Source organism: Anoxybacillus ayderensis, from assembly GCF_013761015.1.
Lineage (GTDB): Bacteria > Bacillota > Bacilli > Bacillales > Anoxybacillaceae > Anoxybacillus > Anoxybacillus ayderensis.
The window spans coordinates 183,841-202,880 of sequence record NZ_JACDUV010000005.1; the positions used below are offsets into that span (position 1 = coordinate 183,841).

A 19,040-nucleotide genomic window follows, 5' to 3' on the forward strand; every position below is an offset into this window, starting at 1 on the left:
TTACTCCACCTCCTCTTCACCAACAAGACATGTACCGAGTCGAAGAAACGTTGCTCCTTCTTCTACCGCAATGACATAATCGTTCGACATCCCCATTGACAATTGTGTACAAGGGGCGTGCGGCAGTTGTTTTTCTTGCACGCGTTCTTTCAGCTCACGTAGCGTCCGAAAACAACGGCGAATTGTCGCTTCATCATCCGTATACGGCGCCATCGTCATCAACCCGACAACTTGAATACGTGAAAAAGCAGATAATGTTTCAATAAACGGCAATACGTCTTCTGGCGCTAATCCGTGTTTTGACTGTTCGCCTGACACATTCACTTGCACGAAACATTTGATCGTCCGATTCGCTCGCTTGTCGATTTCTTCCGCTAACGACAGACGGTCAAGCGAATGAATGTAATCGACGTCATCAATGATTTGTTTCACTTTTCTCGATTGCAATGTGCCGATGAAATGCCACGTTGCTTCTTTTCCGATCGCTTCGTATTTGTGTAAAAAACCGTCGGCACGGCTTTCCCCTAAATGAACGATGCCCGCTTCGATCGCCTCTTTTGCCCGTGCGACGCTTACGTATTTTGTTACTGCCACAATTTGAACGTCTGATGCGTTTCGTCCTGTTTTTTCACACGCTTCCGCAATATGTTGTTGAATCGTTTGTAAACGTTGTTTAACCGTCATATGATCACCTCCAGCCAATAAGCGCCATCATTCTTCCTGTTTTTCCGCCGTCGCGACGGTGAGAGAAAAATAATGACTGCTCACAGCTTGTGCAATACGATGAAACCGCGATATGCTCGCTCGGAACACCTGCTTGTTGCAGGAGCTGTTTATTCATTTCTTTTAAATCGAGCGCATATTGTCCCTTACTTGTTTCATTATAAAGAGATTGAGGCGAGTTGACTAGCGCCTTTTGAACGAATTCAATGACGCGATCATCGACGACGTAACAACAACGGCCGATCGACGGACCGATGACAACGTGAATATCGCGCGCATCTACCCCTTCTTCGTTCCATCGCTTCACCATTTCTCCTGCGATGTTGTGAACGGTTCCTTTCCAGCCGGCGTGTGCTGCCCCAATTAGCTTTTTACTTGGCGCAAAAAAGTAAAGCGGAACACAATCCGCAAAACAAAGCGCCAACATGATGTCTCGCTCGCTCGTATACAGCCCATCTGTATGCGGCAAAGCGGTGTCGTACGTGCGCACGCCTTTTCCCGCATGCTCTTTTGTCACTTTTTCTATATGCACGCCATGCACTTGGTCGGCACATGCCCAGCGATCGAGCGAAACGTTCAGTTCGTCCGCTACTTTTTGTCGATTGTGATACACGACGGTTGGATCATCTTGCACGTGCATGCCGACGTTTAACGTCGCAAACGGTCCGGTGCTCACTCCCCCTCGCTTTGTTGTAAAGGCGACGACGACATGTTCCCATTGATCAAATAAAAGCAACGATTCGCTCGCTTGGCGAAATATATCATTCATGATTCGACATCCTTTGTACAATTTTATCACTTTTTTTCCTATTTTATCACAGCTTGCCGAAAACGTGAATTATTCATCGCTATCTAATCGAACGAGAATGACGTCAGCACCCACTTTCACAATATCGCGCCACGGAATGACCATTTCATCCGCCCGTCCAAATAAACCGAGCACTTTTCCCGTACCGATAATAATGATGGCTTCAATTTGACCGGTCGTTAAGTTAATATCGATGTCTCCGATATTTCCAAGCCGCTTGCCGTTTGCGACATTGACGACATCTTTTTGTTGTAATTCAGAAATTTTCACCATGTTTCTCCGCTCCTTTTTCATTTTATGTACTTATATGTATGCATGAGCGAGTTGTTGTAGTCACGACATAAGAAAAGCGTAAAGCGCCCCAATTTCGCCTAAAGGCAGCCCGCATCCTGCGGGCAACGGCGAAATGTCGCCATCCTTGGCTCCGCGAAGAGCGCACAAGCCCCACCGAGGAGAGCTCGAACCAAGCGATCGCTTGGTTCTGCGTGGGTAACATCACAGAAGTGTCTCAATGTGTCGCCGCCGCAGTGTGGGGCGGAGCGACTCGAGCCGATGGCGCTTGAAGCTAGACAGTTCCCTAAATCAGAAATTGTATACTTTCTTATCTTTATAAGAAAAGCCCCCACCGTTTTTGGTGGAGGCGTCGTTTACCATTGAATGTTTTTATTCATTTGTTTAATGGCGGCTTTTTCTAAACGGGATACTTGCGCTTGGGAAATGCCGATTTCTTCAGCCACTTCCATTTGCGTTTTTCCTTGAAAAAATCGTTTGCGAATAATCATTTTTTCGCGCTCGTTTAAACGGCGAAGCCCTTCTTTCAACGCAATTTCTTCAATCCAATTTGTATCGCGATTTTTCTCGTCGCTTAACTGATCCATCACATAAATCGGATCGCCGCCGTCGTTGTAGATCGGTTCAAAAAGCGAAACAGGATCTTGAATCGCATCTAACGCAAATACAACATCTTCATGAGGCACGTCTAGTATTTTCGCAATTTCTTCTGCCGTCGGTTCTTTTGCTGTTTCGCTCATGATTTTTTCGCGCACTTGAAGCGCTTTATACGCAATGTCGCGCAGTGAGCGGGACACGCGAATCGGATTATTGTCGCGTAAATATCGGCGAATTTCACCGATAATCATCGGCACGGCATACGTGGAAAACTTCACGTTTTGGCTTAAATCAAAGTTATCAATTGATTTCATAAGTCCGATACAGCCTACTTGAAACAAATCGTCGACATATTCACCACGATTGTTAAATCGCTGAATGACGCTTAATACGAGCCGCAAATTCCCATTAATTAATTTTTCGCGTGCCGATATGTCACCGGCTTGCATTTGCCGGAATAATTCACGCATTTCTTCATTTTTCAGTACGGGAAGTTTCGATGTATCAACGCCGCAAATTTCAACTTTGTTTCTTGCCATGTCTTTCCCTCCTTGCAGGAGATGCTGTCAGCTTTCAGTATCTCCTTCGAAGGGAAAAATATGCATTACATCATTTTGTTAAACTCTTTTCGCAATCGTTTAATAATTCGCTTTTCTAAACGGGAAATGTATGACTGGGAAATGCCTAATAAGTCCGCGACATCTTTTTGCGTTTTTTCTTCTCCTCCAGTTAAACCGAAGCGAAGTTCCATAATTTGTTTTTCTCTGTCGCTTAATTGATCGAGTGCGCGAAATAGTAAATTGCGATCAATATTTGCTTCTAAATCTTTCGTAATGACGTCATCTTCTGTCCCTAACACGTCCGACAACAACAATTCGTTGCCGTCCCAGTCAATGTTTAACGGTTCGTCAAATGACACTTCGGAGCGCACTTTATTGTTGCGCCGTAAATACATTAAAATTTCATTTTCAATACAGCGCGACGCATATGTAGCGAGTTTAATTTTTTTCTCCGGATTAAACGTATTGACCGCTTTAATTAATCCGATCGTACCGATGCTAATTAAATCTTCAATGTTAATGCCGGTATTTTCAAACTTTCGTGCAATGTAAACGACGAGACGAAGGTTTCGTTCAATAAGTAGCGAGCGCGCGGTTTCATCTCCAGAAGGAAGTTTTTGAAGCAACATTTCTTCTTCCTCTTTTGTAAGCGGCGGCGGCAACGCTTCACTTCCACCGATGTAATAAATTTCGTCCGCTTTCAGCCCTAATTTTTTTAATAGTTTGTACCATACATATGTGAGACGTAATTTGAATAACTTCATAAAAAACCTCCTTCTATTTCAGCACGATCGGCCGTATAATCATAATAATTACGAAGCTTGCGACATCACGATATGCGGATGAACGATGCAGTTGTACTCACCGTCCGCTGACAGCGATGACGGAGAAAAGCCAATGAGAGCTTTTTTGACAGATGTCCATTGTTTTCCGTCCGACCATTGCACTTCGTCTGGCTTGATCGCTACGAGTAGCTGTTGCTCGACGCCAACGGCACGATACGGGACGAAACGTATTCGGCTCACCCATTCGCTCGGGATGTCATCTGTGTACGTCCGTTTTTGAATCATTTGTAAAACAGCTGGAGGGAAGATGTGTGCGAACGGTTGCAATTCGACGATCATGACCGGTGTATTTGTTAACGGGTCACGCAATTGATTTCCGCTATCGACTAATCCTTTTAACGATACCGTTTGTCCAACACATGTCACACGCACATGAATGACATGTTCAAACCGCAACTTTTTTTCGCGAATCGTTCCCATTTGCACTTTTGATAGTAGCCATAAAATTGGAAACATGATGATAACAAACAACCAACTAATAGAAGTCGAATGTGTGAGCCATCCGGATGAATAAGGCGTCATTTCACTTTCTAGCAAAAAGTGAAAGGCGACCATCCCTCCGCCAAGCATAAACGTTGCAAAGTAAAAAGCGAGTACATTTTCGATAAAAAAACGAAACCGATGGAAACCGAAACAAATCCAAACGATGACAAAAGAGATGACGAGTTTCGTTACGAAATGAGACGTCATATAAGCAAAAGGAGTGAATACGAGCAAGACGAGCAGCGAACCGAACAACGCAGAAAGCATAAGGCGCCATAAGCGCACGCGACGCTTCAGCATGATCGCTGCAAGCCATAGCAACATCGCATCGAAACAAAAATTTAATAACCATACGACATCGGCATAAATCAGCGGCATCCCCTCCTTATCTTGAAACATCTTGAAACTAGTATATAGCACTTCCAATAGAAAAGTGTGTCAAACGATGACGTCATTTCTTTAGAGATTTTGTCAAATGATGAACAAAAAAAACGCCCACGAGTCGTGAGCGTTTTTTTAACGGCGACGATTGCGGTTGCGCAAAAAGGCCGGGATGTCGAGCGGATCTTCTACTTGTTGACCGCGCGTTGGCGGATAGTCGACAACTGGCTCTTCTTTTTTCTCGCGCTTGACGCCAACTGTTGGTTTGACAACGGCTTGTCGCGTTGCTTTTGCTTGGTTAACTTCTTCGTTAAATCCTGTCGCAATGACAGTAACGATAATTTCGTCTTTTAAGTTTTCGTTAATGACAGAACCGAAAATCATATTGACATCTTGGTCGGCAGCGGATGCGACGATGTCGGCTGCTTCTTGCACTTCGTACAAGCTTAAATTCGTGCCGCCCGTAATGTTCATTAACACCCCTTGCGCACCGTCGATCGACGTTTCTAATAGCGGGCTTGAAATCGCCTTTTTCGCAGCTTCTGCCGCGCGATTTTCCCCTGTTGCGACACCGATTCCCATCAGAGCGGAACCTTTATTTGACATAATTGTTTTCACATCAGCGAAGTCTAAGTTAATTAATCCCGGCACAGCAATTAAGTCGGAGATGCCTTGTACGCCTTGACGAAGCACGTTGTCTGCTTCACGGAACGCTTCTAACATCGGCGTATTTTTATCAACAATTTCTAATAAACGATCGTTCGGAATGACGATGAGCGTATCGACCGCTTCTTTCATCGCTGCTATACCGCTTGCCGCCTGCATCGCACGTTTTCTTCCTTCGAACGTAAACGGCCGCGTAACGACGCCGACTGTGAGCGCACCTAAATCGCGCGCAATTTGAGCGATGACTGGAGCTGCCCCTGTTCCTGTTCCTCCGCCCATGCCGGCTGTAACGAATACCATATCGGCCCCTTTGAGCGCTTCTTCAATTTGTTCTTTACTTTCTTCTGCCGCTTTTTTTCCTACTTCTGGATTTGCCCCCGCACCTAATCCGCGCGTCAATTTCGCTCCAATTTGCAGTTTCGTTGGCGCTTTGGATAAGTTTAACGCTTGGGCATCTGTATTGACCGCAATAAATTCAACACCTTGTACTCCATGTTCAATCATGCGGTTGACAGCGTTGTTTCCGCCGCCGCCGACACCGATTACTTTAATTGTCGCTAACTGATCAACAGTCGTGTCAAACTCCAACATGACATAATCCTCCTAGCCATTCAAATTGTCATTCAAAAAAGTATCCGAAAAATTTCTTTACTTTCTGTCCTAAATGTTCTTCTTTTTGTTTCGGTTTCGCTGGCGCTTTATGCACCTTTTTTTCCACTTGGAAATCGTTTGCCGCTCCGGAAGAAAGAACAGGGACGTCTCTTCCTTGCAACTTCGCATTTTTATAAGAGAATTGAATTAAACCGACACCGTTTGTATATTGCGGATCGCGCACGCCAATATAATCTGGCATCGCCACGCGAACGGTATGGTTAAATATCGCTTCCGCAAGTTCTAATACGCCCGGCATATTTGCTGTGCCACCAGTCAGCACATATCCGCCAGGCAAGTCGCGAAATCCGCGTCTCCGAATTTCTGCTTGTACCATTTGTAAAATTTCTTCTACCCGTGCCTCAATCATATCGGCAATTTCTAATTGAGTAAATTGTTGATGTTGATCGGTGCCGATAATCGGAACGCTGAATACTTCTTCATCAGAAGCGAGATCGTAAAACGCATGTCCATGTTTTAGTTTAATGCGTTCTGCATCTTCTGTCGACGTGCGCATGCCGATCGATAAGTCTTTTGTAATATGTTCGCCACCGATCGGAAGCACGGTCGTCGCCTGTAAAAATCCTTGTTCAAATACGGCAACTGTCGTCGAACCGCCACCGATATCAACGAGCGCAACACCTAAATTTTTCTCATCTTTCGATAGCGCAATCGACGCTGCTGCCAGCGGTTGAAGACATACGTCAAGCACTTGTAATCCCGCTCGTTCTACGCAACGAAGCACGTTATGTAAAGCCGTTTTTGATGCGGTAATCATCGTGCCTTCCATTTCTAAGCGAACGCCTAGCATGCCGCGCGGATCGTTAATTCCGTCAAGCCCATCGACGATAAACTGTTTCGGAATGACATCGATAATTTCGCGCTCTGGGGGAATGGAAACGACTTGTGCCGCTTCAATGACGCGCGTCACATCTTCATTTGTAATTTCTTTATTTTCGCTTGATACAGCAACAATCCCGTTGCACGGCTGAAGTTGAATATGATTGCCGTTCACTCCGACAATCGCGCCTTTAATCGTTACGCCAACCATCCGTTCTGCTTGTTCAACCGCTCGTTTAATTGATTGTACTGTTTCATCTATATCAATAATAGAGCCTTTTTTCAGCCCTTGCGATTTCACATTGCCGACACCGATAATGTTTAACTGATCATTGATCATTTCGCCAATGATCACTTTTACACTAGATGTACCGATGTCAAGACTAACATAAAAATCGTTGCTGTTCATTCTGGTGGCACCTCCTTTACAAAATGAACGTTGCTATGTATATCAACACTATATTCCACATTCGAACAGCATTCCCTTTTTTATAAGCGATTTTTTTGGCGGTTTTCTAACCATTTCGTCAGCAAAATTCGGCGGATGACAGCGATGTTTTGAAACAGGCGCACACCGAACGCAAATACAGCTGCTAAATACAAGTCTACACCAAGATGAACACCGAGAAAAGCTAAACTTGTTGCTAAAATAATATTAAAAAAAAATCCAGATACAAATACGTGCTCATCGTAAATATTTTGTAAATGGGCACGAATGCCGCCAATGAGCGTATCGAACGCCGCCAGCACAGCGATCGATAAGTAGCTCGAATATTCGCTCGGAATGCGCCAATCCGTCAACAATCCGAGCAGTATGCCGAGCAGTAAACCGAGCAATGGAAGCCACATCCTTTTCACCTCCTAGCCTCTTCGACCGCTTCCATTCGTTTCACACGCACTGTGCCATCGTATGGAGAGATGACGACCCGTTGTTGCGGCTCTGAAACGGTAAGGAGCAAATTTTCAAGCGCAAAATCATCGGCAATAGTTGATGCTTTTAGTCGGTTGTACATTTTTTCAGCATCAGGGGTAATCACTTTTATTTCAATTGGAAAGGAACGAAGCGGATACGAATCAACTTTCGTCACACCGTTAATGTCGCGAATGACCGTTGTGTTAACAAGGCGTTGATCGGCAATCGATATATGTTCAGCTCCGTACATATTTAATTCGTTAATTAGCCGGCGCAGTAAATCTGCGGATATCGTATCGCTAACCGGACCGACGTATGATTCGTCATACATTTGCTCAATATAAAGCACGACCCCTTCACCGACAACTTCTGTCAGTCCCGCTTCTTTTTTCAACTCCTCTACCGTTTGGCGCAAAATAGCCCCTTTATTTTCTGAACGTTGCTGTTCATATTTTTCTAACGTCTCTTCATATTTTCGAATTTCATTTAACAGCTGTTTATGTAACTCTTGTTCTTTTTGTAAATCTCGTCGTATTTCCCATATGTCACGCGTATCGCGCACATCAGGCTCTTGGCTCGTCTGAAATTGGACCGCTAACATAAAGCCGATAATAAGCGAAACAAACGTAAAATGCCATATCGTTTTTCGCGTCAACAGCGCCCCTCCTTTTATTTTTGCATAATCGGTTCCATCGTCACTTGTGACTTTTCTACAATATCCACAACAATATGATCGCTCGTCAATTGATCTTTGACGCCACCGGCAATCGTTAACGCTGGAATGAGCACGTTCGGATCGCCGATCGCTTGAATGACAAACGGAGCGGGATGCTGTGTCCCATCAATTTCAATGACCGGACCGTTACAAACGATGTACGAACGATGCGATAGTCGCTGCCCGTTAATCGCCACCGCCGATGCCCCTGCAATCCATAGTTCGTTTACAACTTGAAATACGTGTTGCTCATGAACAATATAGTTTGTCGCATTCGCTTCAGAAGGGATGTACGACGCGTCGGATAACGTCACTTCTACTCCTTTTCCTTTTACCTTTACTTTTCCGAGATACATACGCAATCGTTCTGCATCTTCGACGAGGTTAAAATACACTTGTTCTTCGTTTGCTAGCTCTTTTTCAATTTCACGCACGCGTTGTTGTTTGTTAAATAGTTCCGCTTGCAGTTTGCGATTTTGTTCTTGTTGCTCAATTAACTGCTCGCGATATTCGTACTCTTTATTCCATTGGCGTTCTAGTTGACGGTTAGCCGTTTCTTTTTTTGCCATTTGGTAGGAGAGAACTAACATAAAGCCTAAAACTAAGCAAACGAACGATAAAACGACGTGGTTACCGTTCATTTTCATCTTTTTCATTCCCTTCATCCGCTTCGTACGGCTTGAAATATGTGCTCATCTCTAGATGAAGAACACCTTTTATCCCCGGTTGCAACTGGCTGACAATCGAAGGATAGTGAACGATTTTTTCCGCAAAACGATCAATCGTCGCACTCACTTCTATGCCATCATTCATATAGACGGTAATATGTCTTCGGTCAGATGGGCTTGGGGTGTAATGAATTTCTGAAATGAGGTTTAAAATCGAACTTGGCGTATGGGCCAATTGGGCAGCCATATCTTGAATAGCCTCCCCTTCTTTCCATCCAATTAAGATGGGGGCATCGCTCGGAATCGCCCGTTTGACATCCGTTAACACTTTTCCATTCTCTAAAATCGGCAGAAACGAATGCTTGTCCAAAATGTAAGCGATGCGCTTTCGTTCGACGATCACGATGTCAATGCGATTCGGAATGCGTTTTTTCACGCTTACTTCTTTTACTTCTGGATGTTGTTGAATCCGCTGTTCGACGTCCTCTTTTTTTACTTTCCAAAAGCTTGTTTTTTTCGTCACACCGCTTAATTGAATGACATCTTGAGAAGGGATATGCCGATTCCCTTCCACGTGAATGACGGCGACATTGCTAAGCGGCGACTGGGCATAAATGACAGCTAACAAAAGCATAAAAAATAGAGCGATATATACAATGAGTAAGCGATTCGCGCGCTGTCTTCGCTGCTCTTTCAACTTCGGTACACGTTCTTCAAGAACAACAACTTTTCCTTTTTCCATTCACTCCACCTCGGTCGATGGACCAAATCAAAATAACAAGAAAACTAACGGTGCACGTCAGCAACCGTTAGTTCATTGTCTCAAACTTTATTATAGCATAATATAGAAAAAATTAGGATGGGGAAAATGTATTACTTCCGCCCAACAATTTCAACTTCTGTTTGTAACGAAACACCGTATAAATCGTAAATAGTTTTTTTCACGTAATCGATGAGCTCGAGCACATCTTTTGCTGTCGCTCCGCCCGCATTCACAATAAAATTCGCATGTTGTTCTGAAATTTTCGCTCCACCGATCGTATAGCCTTTTAATCCTGCTTTTTCAATTAACTGTCCGGCGTAGTGAGGGAGCGGATTGCGGAAAATACTTCCGGCGCACGGATAGTTCCACGGTTGAGTTTCGCGGCGATAATCTTTATTTTTTTGCATCGCTGCGACAATTTCGTCGCGGTTTCCTTTTTTCATTTCAAGTGTTGCTGCGACACAAATGCCTTTACGCTTTGTTTGTAAAACGGATGTGCGATACGAAAATTCCATTTCTTCATTCGTCAACCATTCGATCGTCCCATCTTCAAATAAAATTTGTGCTTTTTTGACGATGCGCGACATATCAGAACCGTGGGCACCTGCATTCATATATACCGCTCCGCCAACCGAGCCCGGAATACCGCCAGCAAACTCAAGTCCAGACAATCCTTGTTTACTAATGACTGTCGCCAGTTTAATAAGCGAATAGCCACCGCCAACCGTCACTTCTGTCCCATTGATTTGTAAGTCGTCTAATCCTTCGCCAAGTTTAATGACGACGCCTTCAATGCCTTCGTCTAGCACGAGCAAGTTCGAACCGCGGCCGATCGCACGCCAACGGACGTTATATTTTTTCACGATTTCCATCGTCTTTTTTAAACGATCTATATTTTTCGGCTCAACAAACAAGTCAGCTGGTCCGCCGATTTTCATCGTTGTATGATTTGCCATTCGTTCGTTCTCTTTCACCGTTCCAACGTTTGCTTCAAGCAGCTCTTCACGTAGTTTTTCCAATGGCCTACCTCCTCTACCTCTTTCCTATATCGTATGCAACTTATGAAATCATCTCCACCATGACGCGATATAAACGTTGTGCCGCATCGCGAATGCCTAATTGAAATGCCGCTTCTTTCATTTTTGTCAACGTTTGTTCGTCTAGCAATATGCGATCGATATCCTCAAGCAAGCGCACGCCCGTCAATTCGCCTTCTAAACGGACGATCGCTGCTCCTTTTTTTTCAAGCGCTCGGGCATTTTTTTCTTGATGATTATTTGTCACATATGGGCTTGGGATTAAAATGCTCGGGATGCCGAGCGCTGTAATTTCTGCTAGCGTCGTTGCGCCCGCACGCGCGACGATGACATCGACTCCGGCCAATACTTCTGGCATATTATGAATAAACGGACGAATGATGACGTTTGAAGGATTGCCGACATCGTTCACCGCCTTTATTACTTTATCATAATGAACGTCACCTGTAACATATAAAAATTGGTACGGTTTTTGTTCGACTTGTTGTAGCACTTGTAAAAACGCCTCGTTTATCGGGCGCGCCCCACGGCTGCCTCCAACAATAAGCACCGTCTTTTTTTTCTCATCTAACCCGAGCGATCGTTTCGCCTCTCGCCCATCTTTTCCTACGACTTCTGAAGCGCGCGGGTTTCCAGTTAACACGACTTTTTCATGTGGAAAATATTGTTTTGTTTCTTCAAAGCAAATAGCCACTTTATGAACATAACGGCTTAAAAATTTGTTCGTCAGTCCCGGAATGCTATTTTGTTCATGGATGATCGTTGGGATACCTAGTTTAGCTGCCGCATACACGACAGGTCCGCACACATATCCCCCCGTTCCGAGCACAACGTCTGGCTTATATTGTTTTAACAGTTTTTTACACGTACGCACACTTTTAATAAAGCGAGCGATTGTTTTGACGTTTTCAAAAGATAAACTACGCTTGAATCCGCTAATGTCAATCGCATAAAACGGAATGTTTTCTCTTGGAACGATCGTACTTTCTAATCCTTTTTTCGTCCCGATATATAATACATCAACGTTTGGGTGTTGTTTTTTTACTTCATGAATGAATGAAAGAGCAGGATAAATATGTCCGCCTGTTCCGCCACCACTAACTACAATTTTCATTGTTTTTCCCCCTCATCGAAAGTAACAGAAGAAGCTGACTTCCATGAAGTCAGCCTTTAATATCGCGCGTAACGGCTAATGTTTAACAAGACGCCAATCGCCATGAGCATAAGCGTCAAAGACGATCCACCATAGCTTAAAAACGGCAACGTAATGCCTGTCACCGGCATTAATCCGGTCACTACTCCGATATTAATCATCACTTGAATCGCAACCATCGCAATAATGCCGACAGCTAAAAAACTGCCGTACAAGTCCGGTGCTCCTAAAGCGATGCGAATGCCGCGCCAAAGCAATAAACTAAACAAAAGCAAAACGAGCGAACCGCCGATAAATCCGAGTTCTTCCGCTAAAATGGCAAAAATAAAGTCCGTTTGCGGCTCAGGTAAGTAAAAAAACTTTTGTCGGCTTTGTCCTAACCCGAGCCCAAATAGCCCGCCCGGTCCGATCGCATAAAGCGATTGAATGATTTGAAAACCGCTTCCTAACGGATCTTCCCACGGGTTTAAAAACGACGTAATGCGCTTCATGCGATACGGAGCAGATAACACGAGCCCGGCAAACCCTGCCAATCCGAGCAAACCGAGAACGACAAAATGACTCATGCGCGCGCCAGCGACAAAAATCATGACGACGCACGTGCCGACCATCACCGTTCCTGTTCCTAAATCGGGCTGCAACATAATCATGCCAAACGCGAGAAAAACGAGCGTCAATGATGGGAGTAACCCTTGTTTAAACGACGCGATTTTTTTTTGATTTTCAGATAAATATTTCGCTAAAAATGCGATCATCGCCATTTTCATAAATTCAGATGGCTGAATGGAAAACGCGCCAACGCCAATCCAGCTTCGCGAACCGTTGCGCACCATGCCGATGCCTGGAATTAAGACGAGAACGAGAAGAATGAAACAAACGATAAGCAACACTTTCGCCCACGTGCGCCACGTCCAATAGTCGATGTTCATGAAAAAAAACATCGCCACAATGCCAACCCCTGCAAACAACAGCTGGCGCTTGGCAAAGAAAAACGAATCATGAAACTTGTAGTCCGCCCAAATGGCGCTTGCGCTATACACCATAATGAGCCCGATCGCCAACAACGAAAACGTGATGATCATTAACAAAAAATCAGGTGCAGACTTTTTTCCATGCAATGCGGAACACCTCAATTTACTTAAAATTCGTCTTATTTAAGCTTATGCACCGCATGTACAAACATGTCCCCACGCTGTTCGAAAGTTTTATATTGATCCCAACTTGCACAAGCTGGGGAGAGTAAAATCACATCGCCCGGTGACGACCATTCATATGCGGCAAAAGCTGCTTGTTCCACATTATCGACACGTTTCACTTGCTGTATTCCTGCTTCGCGCGCAACACGTTCAATTTTCGGTGCTGTCTGTCCGAACGTAATGACCGCTTTTACATGGTTTAAATACGGCAATAGCTCATCAAATTCATTGCCGCGATCTAAGCCGCCCGCAAGTAAAATGACCGGCTCATGAAAAGCGCTTAACGCTTTTTGTGTCGCTAATATGTTTGTCGCTTTCGAATCGTTATAAAATTTTCGGCCGTTGATTTCAGCAACGAATTGCAATCGATGTGGTACACCTGTAAACGTCGTCAATACGCGGCAAATCGAATCGTTGTCTGCACCTGCTAGTTTTGTTGCCGCAACAGCTGCTAATATATTTTCGATGTTATGCGCCCCTCGTAACGCCACATCTTGAATATCGATAATTCGCTCGTCGTGAAAATAAATGGCTCCTTCTTTTACTGTCGCCCCGTATGATAATGGCGTTTTAGCGGAAAACGGCACTTTTTGCGCACGGCTTTTCTCCGCCAATTGCATCACAATCGGATCGTCGGCATTGACGACGGCGTAGTCGGTTTCTGTTTGGTTTTTAAAAATGTTTCCTTTCGCTTCCGCATACGCTTCTTTCGTCCCATGGTAGTCTAAATGCGCATCAAAAATGTTTAACAACACCGCGATGTGCGGGCGAAAGCGAATCGTCCCAAGAAGCTGGAACGAAGATAATTCCATGACGATGACGTCATCTTTTGTCGCTTGTTTTGCGACTTCGCACGCGACCGTTCCGATATTTCCAGCGATTAACGGACGCCGTTTCGCTTCTTGCAACATATGAAAAATGAGCGTCGTCGTCGTCGTTTTTCCGTTTGAACCTGTAATGCCGATAATCGGTGCTTCTGACGTTTCATAAGCCATTTCCACTTCGGTAATGACAGGGATATGTTTGTCAAGCGCTTTTTGTACAAGCTCGTTCGTGTACGGAATGCCTGGATTTTTTACAACGAAATCAAACGGCTCATCAAGCAATTCAAGCGGATGCCCGCCGCATACGAGGCGAATGCCAAGCGCTTCTAGCTCCCGTCTTTGTTGTTCACTCGGTTCATTTCGATCGTTGACGACGACATCGGCGCCGAGCTCGCGAAGCCGTTTTGCCGCTGCCCATCCGCTTTTTGCTAAACCTAATACAAACACTTTCTTTCCGTTATACATTATACCCACACCTCAATATAAATTCCTAAGATGGCAAATAGTAAGCCAACCGCCCAAAACGTCACAACAACGCGCCATTCAGACCAGCCGATTAATTCGTAATGATGATGAAGCGGGCTCATACGAAACACGCGTTTTCCTGTCGTTTTAAACGAAATGACTTGAATAATAACAGATAACGTTTCGATGACAAATACGCCACCGATAATAACTAATAATATTTCAAGCTTCGTTAAAATCGCAACGGTGACGATCGCCCCACCAAGCGCAAGTGAGCCGGTATCGCCCATAAACACTTTTGCAGGGTGCGCGTTAAATACGAGAAATCCAAGCACCGCCCCGACGACAGCGACGCTAAAAATGGCGATATCGTACTGCCCTTGATTCCACGCCAATACAGCATATGCACCAAACGCGATCGCTGCTGTTCCCGCAAGCAAGCCGTCTAAGCCGTCTGTTAAATTGACGGCATTCGAACCGCCAACGAGCATAAAAATAATGAGTAAAATATACGCAGCGCCTAAATCAATGGAAACGTTCGTACCTGGGATCGAAACGACCGTTGAAATGCTATAGTGTTGAAAGAAAAAGTAAAAGATGAGCGCAATGAGTAGTTGCCCTGCTAGTTTTTGTTTGCTCGTTAAGCCAAGGTTGCGCTTCATAACGACTTTAATGAAATCGTCAACAAAGCCGAGCAATCCGTAGCTAATCGTCACAAACAACAATAAGTACGTTTGTGCTGTCCGTTCAAAAAATAGATCGCTCATGACAAATGTCGTGATCGAAAGCGATAGTAAAATCATTAATCCGCCCATCGTTGGCGTCCCTGATTTTTTTTGATGTGATTTTGGTCCTTCTTCACGAATGCTTTGCCCAAATTTTAATCGCCTTAAAAACGGAATGAAAATAGGCGATAATACAACCGTAATAATAAAAGCAAGCCCTGCCGTAAACAAAATGACCTTCTCGTTCATGATCGTTGCCCCTTCCTCATCTCCTATTTATCTTTTCTTCGTTGAATAGCTTCGCGTGCGACGACACGATCATCGAAATATAACACGTCTTTGCCAATAATTTGATACGTTTCATGCCCTTTTCCTGCAATTAAAACGACATCGCCTTCTTCAGCTTGTTCAATCGCATATGTAATCGCCTCTTTTCGATCGACGATACATACGACATCTTCTGTTACCCCTTGCTTCATATCATTTAAAATGGCCATCGGGTCTTCTGAGCGCGGATTATCGGATGTAAAAATCGGCACATCGCTATATTGGACAGCGATTTGTGCCATCAATGGCCGCTTCGTCCGATCGCGATCTCCACCGCAGCCAACGACGACAAATACGCGCTTTTTCGCAAACTGTCGAATCGTTTGCAACACATTTTCTAAACTATCTGGCGTATGGGCGTAATCAACGATAACTGTAAACGGCTGACCGGCATCAACGACTTCAAAGCGGCCCGGAACGCCTTCCATATGAGCGATCGCTTCAACAATCGTCGCGAGCGGAATGTTTGAGACAAGACAAGCACCGACAGCGGCTAACATGTTATACACGTTAAACATGCCGATCAGTTTCGTTTTTATTTGTACCGTTTCGGTCGGTGTGACGAGTTGAAACGTCGTACCGCTCGTTGTCATTTCAATATTTTTCGCCATGATGTCGCTTTTTTGATAAATGCCGTACGTAACAACGTGAGCCGCTGTACTTTTTTTGTATTCTTCAGAAGCCGCATCGTCTGCATTCAATATCGCAAATTTTGGACGTTGATGGTCAAAACGGTTGCCGAGTTGCGCAAACAATAACCCTTTCGACCAACGATAATGGTCCATCGTTTGATGGTAATCTAAATGATCTTGCGTTAAATTCGTAAACACAGCGACATCAAAATCGCAACCATGCACCCTTCCCATATGTAGCGCATGTGAAGAGACTTCCATCGCAGCGACGTCCACATCGGCATCGACCATTTTACGAAACATTTTTTGCAAGACGAGCGATTCAGGTGTTGTATTGTTTACATCATACGTTTCATCGCCTATTTTCATGTTAATCGTGCCAATGAGACCCGTTTTTTTTCCCGCATGACGGCATATGCGTTCAATGAAATGCGTCGTCGACGTTTTTCCGTTCGTTCCCGTCACGCCGATTAAATGAAGATGATGCGTCGGCTGACCGTAAAACGCATCAGCTAACACCGCTAATGCTCGGCGGCTATCGTTCACATAAATGACCGGCACAGGCAATGTGAGCGGTCGTTCCGCAATGATCGCTACCGCTCCGCGCGCTACGGCTTGTTCAGCAAAATCGTGCCCGTCTACGGTAAATCCTTTGATACATACAAACAACGAGCCTTGTTTCACTTCTCTTGAGTCCATTTCAATCGATGTAATCGTTGGATTTTCTGTTACGTGTGGGGTAAAGTTATGTAAATGTTGAAGCAACGTTTGTAACTTCATGCCGATCGTTCCTTTCTTTTTTTCTTATATAAACAGAAAAAGAAGCCATGAGGATACTTCCTCTAGGCTTTACCGTTTCGTTCCAAAATAAACCCGGATCGTCGCTCCTTCTTTCACTTTGACTCCAGGCTTCGGCGCCTGTTCAATGACCGTATCACCTTCGCCACTACCATCTAATTTTAAGTGAAAAAGCTGTTGTTGCAAATCTTTTTTTGTTAAACCGATTAAATTCGGTACTTCTACATAGCGCACATCGAGCCACGTCGTTTCTTTTTCAATTTGTTGTTTACGTGGTTTTACACCAAGCGCCCGTAAACTATCTTCCATAATATTTCCAACAATCGGAGCAGCGACGACGCCCCCAAATTGCACCGTTCCTTTCGGATTATCGACAGCGACATATACAACAATTTGTGGATCGTCCGCCGGAGCAAATCCGATAAAGGAAACGATATGGTTATCTTTTAAATATTGACCGTCTTTCGCTTTTTGTGCCGTACCTGTTTTACCGCCAACGCGATATCCATCAACAAACGCCCCCTTACCTGTTCCTTGCGCCACAACGCTTTCAAGCGCATAGCGAATTTGCTTGGACGTTTCCTCGGAAATAACTCTCCGTTTTGCTTTCGGCGTTTGTCGGCGTACGACTTCCCCCGTGACCGGATCGAGCCATTCTTTTGCGATGTACGGTTGATATAAAATGCCACCGTTTACCGCCGCTGCGACCGCTGCGACTTGTTGAATCGGTGTAACAGCTACCCCTTGACCGAAAGCAGTCGTCGCTTGTTCGACCGGTCCGACGCGATGGAGCGGAAACAAAATGCCTTTTCCTTCTCCTTGCAAATCGATGCCTGTTTTTTCACCAAAACCGAACGCGCGAATATATTGAAATAGTTTTTCTTTGCCAAGCCGTTCACCGAGTTCAACGAATCCGGGGTTGCACGAGTTTTGCACAACTTCAAGAAACGTTTGGTCGCCATGACCGCCACGCTTCCAACAATGGAGCGTCGCCCCAGCTACTTTCACATATCCTGGATCGTAAAAATGTTCTTTCAATAAATCGACTTTTTTTTCTTCTAATGCCGCCGCAAGCGTAATAATTTTAAACGTCGATCCCGGTTCATACGTGCTCCAAATCGGCAAGTTACGGTTAAAAATTTCAGGAGGAACGTGTTGAAAGTCGGCAGGATCAAACGTCGGACGGCTTGCCATCCCTAAAATTTCTCCGTTGTTCGGGTTCATCGCAATCGCAATAATGCCATCTGGGCGATATGTCGCTTCGGCGATCGTCAGTTCCCGTTCTAAAATCGTTTGGACGCGCGTATCAATCGTCAATTTTAAGTCAAGACCGTCCACAGGCGGTGTGTATGCATCTGCCATTCCCGGCATGCGCTTTCCTTTCGCATCGGAATAAAATTGAACCGACCCCGGTTTGCCGCTTAACTGTTTATCGTAATAAAGTTCTAAACCCATTAATCCTTGGTTGTCAATGCCTGCAAATCCGAGCACGTGCGATAAATAGCTTCCAAACGGATAGTAACGTTTCGAGTCTTCCGCGATATATACCCCTTTCATCCCTAAATCGCGAATTTGTTTTGCTTGCTCATTTGAAATTTTTCGCCCTTCTGGATGAATGCGTTCAATAGACGTTTTTTTCGTCACATGTTTATATGCTTTTTCGACGGGCATATTTAATATGCGTGCCAGTTCATTCGCGACTTCAGATGGGTTTTCAATTTGTCTTGGAACGACGAGCACAGAAGGGGCGCTCACGTTTGTCGCTAAAGGCACCCCGTTGCGATCGACGATTTCTCCGCGCTCTGGCTCAAACGGAATATTCCGGCTCCATAAATCTTTCGCTCGTTCCGTTAACATATCTCCTAAAACGAATTGCACATAACCGAGACGTATATCAATAATCGCAAAAATGAGAAATCCGATCAACAAAACGGCCGTTAATCGTTTGCGAACGGTCACTGCGCGCATATAGTAGAACC

The 19,040-nt window shown here is 44.7% G+C and carries 19 protein-coding genes; all 19 read right to left on the reverse strand.

Annotated features, from left to right (window positions below):
- On the reverse strand, positions 1-684 hold the full coding sequence (locus tag HNR63_RS09080; protein WP_181520496.1) for a YggS family pyridoxal phosphate-dependent enzyme: 684 nt from the start codon (positions 682-684) through the stop codon (positions 1-3).
- A 4-nt stretch (positions 685-688) separates the two neighbouring features.
- Entirely contained in the window at positions 689-1,492 is an 804-nt protein-coding gene (gene pgeF / locus HNR63_RS09085) for a peptidoglycan editing factor PgeF (RefSeq protein WP_220127467.1), read from the reverse strand.
- Between the two features lie 69 nt (positions 1,493-1,561).
- On the reverse strand, positions 1,562-1,804 hold the full coding sequence (locus tag HNR63_RS09090; protein WP_021094883.1) for a YlmC/YmxH family sporulation protein: 243 nt from the start codon (positions 1,802-1,804) through the stop codon (positions 1,562-1,564).
- 374 nt (positions 1,805-2,178) lie between these two features.
- Entirely contained in the window at positions 2,179-2,958 is a 780-nt protein-coding gene (sigG, locus tag HNR63_RS09095) for an RNA polymerase sporulation sigma factor SigG (protein ID WP_021094882.1), read from the reverse strand.
- A gap of 65 nt (positions 2,959-3,023) precedes the next feature.
- Positions 3,024-3,743: an RNA polymerase sporulation sigma factor SigE gene (sigE, locus tag HNR63_RS09100; RefSeq protein WP_009373545.1), complete on the reverse strand. Its 720-nt coding sequence runs from the start codon at positions 3,741-3,743 to the stop codon at positions 3,024-3,026.
- A gap of 48 nt (positions 3,744-3,791) precedes the next feature.
- Positions 3,792-4,685, reverse strand: coding sequence for a sigma-E processing peptidase SpoIIGA (gene spoIIGA / locus HNR63_RS09105; RefSeq protein ID WP_085788145.1), 894 nt, complete (start codon positions 4,683-4,685; stop codon positions 3,792-3,794).
- A 138-nt stretch (positions 4,686-4,823) separates the two neighbouring features.
- On the reverse strand, positions 4,824-5,945 hold the full coding sequence (gene ftsZ / locus HNR63_RS09110; RefSeq protein WP_043963600.1) for a cell division protein FtsZ: 1,122 nt from the start codon (positions 5,943-5,945) through the stop codon (positions 4,824-4,826).
- 28 nt (positions 5,946-5,973) lie between these two features.
- Positions 5,974-7,254: a cell division protein FtsA gene (gene ftsA, locus HNR63_RS09115; protein ID WP_181520498.1), complete on the reverse strand. Its 1,281-nt coding sequence runs from the start codon at positions 7,252-7,254 to the stop codon at positions 5,974-5,976.
- An 80-nt stretch (positions 7,255-7,334) separates the two neighbouring features.
- Positions 7,335-7,694 (reverse strand): small basic family protein, encoded by a 360-nt coding sequence (locus HNR63_RS09120; RefSeq protein WP_021094878.1) that lies wholly within the window; start codon positions 7,692-7,694, stop codon positions 7,335-7,337.
- Between the two features lie 5 nt (positions 7,695-7,699).
- Complete coding sequence (locus HNR63_RS09125) at positions 7,700-8,416, reverse strand: DUF881 domain-containing protein (RefSeq protein WP_181520535.1); 717 nt, start codon at positions 8,414-8,416, stop codon at positions 7,700-7,702.
- An 11-nt stretch (positions 8,417-8,427) separates the two neighbouring features.
- Positions 8,428-9,120 (reverse strand): DUF881 domain-containing protein, encoded by a 693-nt coding sequence (locus HNR63_RS09130; protein WP_246316774.1) that lies wholly within the window; start codon positions 9,118-9,120, stop codon positions 8,428-8,430.
- Positions 9,104-9,883 carry a cell division protein FtsQ/DivIB gene (locus HNR63_RS09135; protein WP_085788149.1) on the reverse strand — a complete coding sequence of 260 codons (780 nt, stop codon included), beginning with the start codon at positions 9,881-9,883 and terminating at the stop codon, positions 9,104-9,106. The genes HNR63_RS09130 and HNR63_RS09135 overlap by 17 nt, the downstream gene beginning before the upstream one ends.
- Before the next feature lie 131 nt (positions 9,884-10,014).
- Positions 10,015-10,923, reverse strand: a complete 909-nt coding sequence (murB, locus tag HNR63_RS09140) for a UDP-N-acetylmuramate dehydrogenase (RefSeq protein WP_042533800.1) — start codon at positions 10,921-10,923, stop codon at positions 10,015-10,017.
- A 40-nt stretch (positions 10,924-10,963) separates the two neighbouring features.
- Positions 10,964-12,055: an undecaprenyldiphospho-muramoylpentapeptide beta-N-acetylglucosaminyltransferase gene (gene murG, locus HNR63_RS09145; protein ID WP_181520500.1), complete on the reverse strand. Its 1,092-nt coding sequence runs from the start codon at positions 12,053-12,055 to the stop codon at positions 10,964-10,966.
- Between the two features lie 56 nt (positions 12,056-12,111).
- Positions 12,112-13,212 carry a stage V sporulation protein E gene (spoVE, locus tag HNR63_RS09150; RefSeq protein ID WP_143249209.1) on the reverse strand — a complete coding sequence of 367 codons (1,101 nt, stop codon included), beginning with the start codon at positions 13,210-13,212 and terminating at the stop codon, positions 12,112-12,114.
- Positions 13,213-13,244: 32 nt separating this feature from the next.
- Positions 13,245-14,579, reverse strand: coding sequence for a UDP-N-acetylmuramoyl-L-alanine--D-glutamate ligase (murD, locus tag HNR63_RS09155; RefSeq protein ID WP_181520501.1), 1,335 nt, complete (start codon positions 14,577-14,579; stop codon positions 13,245-13,247).
- A complete protein-coding gene (gene mraY, locus HNR63_RS09160; RefSeq protein ID WP_085788152.1) occupies positions 14,579-15,553 on the reverse strand; it encodes a phospho-N-acetylmuramoyl-pentapeptide-transferase in 975 nt (324 codons plus the stop codon). The genes murD and mraY overlap by 1 nt, the downstream gene beginning before the upstream one ends.
- A 23-nt stretch (positions 15,554-15,576) precedes the next feature.
- Complete coding sequence (locus tag HNR63_RS09165; protein WP_181520502.1) at positions 15,577-17,043, reverse strand: UDP-N-acetylmuramoyl-L-alanyl-D-glutamate--2,6-diaminopimelate ligase; 1,467 nt, start codon at positions 17,041-17,043, stop codon at positions 15,577-15,579.
- Positions 17,044-17,112: 69 nt separating this feature from the next.
- Positions 17,113-19,029, reverse strand: a complete 1,917-nt coding sequence (locus tag HNR63_RS09170; protein WP_181520503.1) for a stage V sporulation protein D — start codon at positions 19,027-19,029, stop codon at positions 17,113-17,115.
- Positions 19,030-19,040: the final 11 nt, after the last annotated feature.

What these genes read in the sequence shown, in the direction of transcription:
- HNR63_RS09080 (WP_181520496.1), bottom strand. Translation starts at nt 684, where the DNA reads ATGACGGTTAAACAACGTTTACAAACGATTCAACAACATATTGCGGAA.
- pgeF (WP_220127467.1), bottom strand. Translation starts at nt 1,492, where the DNA reads ATGAATGATATATTTCGCCAAGCGAGCGAATCGTTGCTTTTATTTGAT.
- sigG (WP_021094882.1), bottom strand. Translation starts at nt 2,958, where the DNA reads ATGGCAAGAAACAAAGTTGAAATTTGCGGCGTTGATACATCGAAACTT.
- mraY (WP_085788152.1), bottom strand. Translation starts at nt 15,553, where the DNA reads ATGAACGAGAAGGTCATTTTGTTTACGGCAGGGCTTGCTTTTATTATT.
- spoIIGA (WP_085788145.1), bottom strand. Translation starts at nt 4,685, where the DNA reads ATGCCGCTGATTTATGCCGATGTCGTATGGTTATTAAATTTTTGTTTC.
- HNR63_RS09135 (WP_085788149.1), bottom strand. Translation starts at nt 9,883, where the DNA reads ATGGAAAAAGGAAAAGTTGTTGTTCTTGAAGAACGTGTACCGAAGTTG.
- ftsZ (WP_043963600.1), bottom strand. Translation starts at nt 5,945, where the DNA reads ATGTTGGAGTTTGACACGACTGTTGATCAGTTAGCGACAATTAAAGTA.
- HNR63_RS09120 (WP_021094878.1), bottom strand. Translation starts at nt 7,694, where the DNA reads ATGTGGCTTCCATTGCTCGGTTTACTGCTCGGCATACTGCTCGGATTG.
- murG (WP_181520500.1), bottom strand. Translation starts at nt 12,055, where the DNA reads ATGAAAATTGTAGTTAGTGGTGGCGGAACAGGCGGACATATTTATCCT.
- HNR63_RS09130 (WP_246316774.1), bottom strand. Translation starts at nt 9,120, where the DNA reads ATGAAAATGAACGGTAACCACGTCGTTTTATCGTTCGTTTGCTTAGTT.
- HNR63_RS09090 (WP_021094883.1), bottom strand. Translation starts at nt 1,804, where the DNA reads ATGGTGAAAATTTCTGAATTACAACAAAAAGATGTCGTCAATGTCGCA.
- ftsA (WP_181520498.1), bottom strand. Translation starts at nt 7,254, where the DNA reads ATGAACAGCAACGATTTTTATGTTAGTCTTGACATCGGTACATCTAGT.
- HNR63_RS09170 (WP_181520503.1), bottom strand. Translation starts at nt 19,029, where the DNA reads ATGCGCGCAGTGACCGTTCGCAAACGATTAACGGCCGTTTTGTTGATC.
- sigE (WP_009373545.1), bottom strand. Translation starts at nt 3,743, where the DNA reads ATGAAGTTATTCAAATTACGTCTCACATATGTATGGTACAAACTATTA.
- HNR63_RS09165 (WP_181520502.1), bottom strand. Translation starts at nt 17,043, where the DNA reads ATGAAGTTACAAACGTTGCTTCAACATTTACATAACTTTACCCCACAC.
- murD (WP_181520501.1), bottom strand. Translation starts at nt 14,579, where the DNA reads ATGTATAACGGAAAGAAAGTGTTTGTATTAGGTTTAGCAAAAAGCGGA.